Origin of the sequence: Arthrobacter ruber, assembly GCF_002954225.1 — a bacterium.
Taxonomy (GTDB): domain Bacteria; phylum Actinomycetota; class Actinomycetes; order Actinomycetales; family Micrococcaceae; genus Arthrobacter_D; species Arthrobacter_D ruber.
Genome location: NZ_PPTH01000002.1, coordinates 1 through 3,615, shown reverse-complemented (window position 1 = coordinate 3,615; position 3,615 = coordinate 1). Strand labels below are relative to the sequence as shown.

The window sequence follows — 3,615 nt, the reverse complement described above, 5'->3', positions numbered from 1 at the left end:
CGCCGATGGTACTGCACCCGAGAGAGTGTGGGAGAGTAGGACACCGCCGGACAACCATTACAGGCAAGAGGCCCCACCCCACGGTGGGGCCTCTTCCCCCGTTAACCACCAAACCCACCCCCACAGGCACAGGCACAGGCACAGGCACGGTGCCGGCACGGGCACACGGGCACACCCCACACCCGCACCTCGCACACCCACCCCACCCGCACCTCACAGCCACATCGGGCATCTCGGGCGCGGCGCCGCGTTAGTGCCCGGAGGCACTGCCACACCGACACGGCACACCGACACGGCATACCGACACAGCACCGCCGGCCGCCGACACCACCCCCGGAACCGTACTCGCGGCACCCGACCACACCACCATCACCCCCGGAACCGCCTGCCTGAGCCCCCCTCCCAGGACCCATCGCCACCCCCAGGACCGCACCCCCGGGACTCACCACACCCGACGGAGCTGACACCCATCAAGCACCGGTCGGCAGCCATAACACCCGCCACCGAACCCGCCGGAACGCTGGTTTGGGCTGGCGGATCGAGTCATCCGGGTTGAGAGCACTGCTGGTGGCGTGTGCATTGCTCGATCCGATGTGGCTCGAGGTGGTTACGTCAGCTCAGGGGAGTGCCGTTACCACGCACCGGAGAAGATGGAGCCCTGAGGTGAGACCTTCCGACGGCATGGATCGCAGTTGTATTGTGATGGCGTGATCGTCCCCAACATCGCCCAGAGCGCCGTGGCAGTCGCGGATCACTATGACGAGCTCGATCCGATCTACCGTCGGGTGTGGGGCGAGCATGTCCACCACGGGCTGTGGGTGACGGGGCGCGAAACGCCCTCCGAGGCCGTCGAGGCGCTGAGCAGCAGTGTCGCCGATCGGCTGCACCTCGTGCCCGGTGAAGCCTGCGTCGACATCGGCTGTGGCTATGGCTCCACGGCAAGGCAGCTCGCGAGGACACACGGGGTCCGTGTTATCGGCTTCACGCTTTCCGCTGAGCAGGCTCACTACGCTGCCAGGCAGCCCGCGGCCGACGTGGAAATCCACCTGCGTGACTGGCTCGTCAATGGGATGAGTGACGCGTCTGTCAGTGCCGCGTGGGCGATCGAGTCGAGCGAGCACATGGTCGACAAGCCGGCGTTTTTCGCCGAGGCTTATCGAGTGCTGTCGCCTGGCGGTCGTTTTGTCGTCTGCGCCTGGCTTGCGGAGAGCGATAGCAGCAAGTGGAAGGTTCGCCATCTCCTCGAGCCGATCTGCCGCGAAGGGCGCCTGCCCTCGATGGGCACTCGCGAGGAATATGAGGCGATGGCAATCGCCGCGGGCTTCGAGATTGTCGGCTACGAGGATGTCAGCCGCCAGGTCGCCCGGACATGGACCATCTGCGCCCGTCGTGCTGTGAGGGCCCTGCTCCTCGACCGTGAGGCCCGTCGCCTCGCCATCGGCGGCCGCAACCGCGTGTTTCTTCTGACCCTTCCCCGCCTGATCCTGGCCTACCGCACAGGTGCGATGCGCTATGGCATATTCACACTGTCGAAGAAGAGGGAGAACGGAACCTGAGGCGGCTTCTCGCCGTCCTGGGTCAGGCGCTGCGGAACTTCAGTCACGAGGGCATCGCCCAGCAGTCCTGGTGTCGTGCGTCCACGCACACTGCAGTAGGGGCAGCAATCATGCGCACGGCCCTGCGGACGCCGACGGGTCGACCGCCGTGCTCCGCCGTCACTGCTTCTCGGTGAAACCGGCGGGTCTGTGCATTCCACCGTGATCCAGCGCTGACCTCAAGGCAGCGCGACGGCGTTCCCGGATCAGTACGGGCGCAGGGTGACCAACCAAGCGGACGTTCAGCGGAGAATCACGCTGCTGGCCGGCCGTCGATCCCACGTCGGCCAGGCATCGTCCCGGTCGTGGTGAATTCGGTGAGGAGCCGGAATCCCGACCTGTCGACAGAACCGTGGGTGGCTACAAGAACAACCACTCCGACGCAGGCCTCCCGATCGAGTCCGATCCAACTGCTGAATCCGCCGGTGCTGCCGTTGTGCCAGGTGACTTTGCGTCCCCGGTGGTCGACGACGAGCCATCCCGCACCGATGCCCACACCGGGAACGCAATCCGCGGACGGTTCGAGCGCGGACAGGCCCCGAGCTGTCCCGTCAAGCACTGAACGAAGAAAGCTGACCATCGTGCTGACCGACGCGCGGACGCCCCCTGCGGGCGCCACGGCTTCACCGACCCATGCCTGCATGCTGCGCCCGAGGCGATTGACTCCCCTCACGTCCGTCGGACCAAGGTCCGCCACGCACGTGGGCGCGGAGAAGTCGGAGCCCAGAACGTCCTGAACGAGTTCCCCATAACTACTGCCGGCCGCCTTCGCCACTGCATGACCCAGTAGCTGGAATCCTAGATTCGAGTATCTGAATCGCCGAGTCCCGAGATGCACGTCGCGCGTCTGTTTCAGGAGGTCGGTCAACGAATCGCCGTATGGGTTCTCACCATGGACCCACAGTTTCAGGGTGCGCCGCAGCGGATGCATCCCGGGCGCTAGACGGGGAAGCCCTGAGCGGTGGATAGCCAGGGAACTCAGAGGAACCGCACCCACCTCGCCAGCGGGGTCCAGCGGGAGGAGATCGCCGAGCACAGTCTTCTGCGAGATGAGGCCGCGGTCCAGGGCATCGCCGTACACCATGCCGGTGAGCACCTTCGAGATCGACCCGATCTCGAAAGAGGAGTGACGGTCCGTGCCCCTCGTCGCTGTCATATCACCGTCAGGGGTGACCACAGCGACAGCTGCCACTGGCGATCGGACTGCCCCGGTCGCGGCACGCACAAGGTCGGCGTGCCCGGTCCATCCACTGTTCACCGCAACTCTCCTGTCGCCATGCCGGTAGTGACTGTCCTGGTGAGTGCGACCCCTCCACCTTCTAGTGTTCGCCAAGGTTCATCCATGGGGCCGCTCGGTCCATTATTGTCGGCTCCCTCCCTCTGTTGTCAACACATGTTGACCTCTTTGGTCGACGGGCGCGGTCAGAGCTGCTCTTCCTGGGGAGCTCTGAAGCGGGCGTCGATTGTTGTGCCAACGCGAGGAGGGCGCGTCATCCTCCAGGTGAGACGCACAACGTCTCGGGCGAGCTGGAGGCACTACCAGTTGGAGGCGCTGTTGCCCGGGGCCAACAGTGTTGGAAGGCCTGACATCGGGGACCCAGGGGGAGTTGATTGCGGGTGACGGACGTAACGGCCGGCCGGTTTGCCCGCCGGTCGTCCGCCCTGTATTGTTTATCGAGTTGCCCCGAGAGGGCAACCAACCCCTTCGAAATTAGCGGTCACTTCGTGCGCTCTCAAGTGAGAACGAAAATGACCGTCATTTGGCACGGGATTGTCCGGTTGAATACTCATATGCAGGCACTAAGCCAAAGCGGAGGATTTGACAAGGAAAAAGAAGATGAAATAAGCTGTGAACACAACGGCGAAGGAAAGTGGGCCGAGAAAGCGTGAAAGCGCTGGTCCTGCAAGTAATCGAATGTTTCTGTTGTTTGAGAACTCAATAGTGTGCCAAGTTTGTTGATACCGATTGTTTTTTGATTGGTTGAATTTGCTGGTTGCCGCACCTCGTGTGGTGGCTGGT

Annotated in this window: 3 protein-coding genes; 1 reads left to right on the top strand and 2 read right to left on the bottom strand. The window is 63.8% G+C overall.

What is annotated here, in order from left to right:
* The first annotated feature begins 707 nt into the window (after window positions 1-707).
* Window positions 708-1,556 carry a class I SAM-dependent methyltransferase gene (locus CI785_RS00015; protein ID WP_105030070.1) on the top strand — a complete coding sequence of 283 codons (849 nt, stop codon included), beginning with the start codon at window positions 708-710 and terminating at the stop codon, window positions 1,554-1,556.
* 292 nt (window positions 1,557-1,848) lie between these two features.
* Here the strand turns inward: CI785_RS00015 and CI785_RS00010 are convergent, their stop codons facing one another.
* Window positions 1,849-2,787, bottom strand: coding sequence for a serine hydrolase domain-containing protein (locus tag CI785_RS00010; RefSeq protein ID WP_338064858.1), 939 nt, complete (start codon window positions 2,785-2,787; stop codon window positions 1,849-1,851).
* Window positions 2,788-3,395: 608 nt separating this feature from the next.
* On the bottom strand, window positions 3,396-3,615 hold a 220-nt coding region (locus tag CI785_RS17315), incomplete at its 5' end, for a hypothetical protein (protein WP_205753530.1).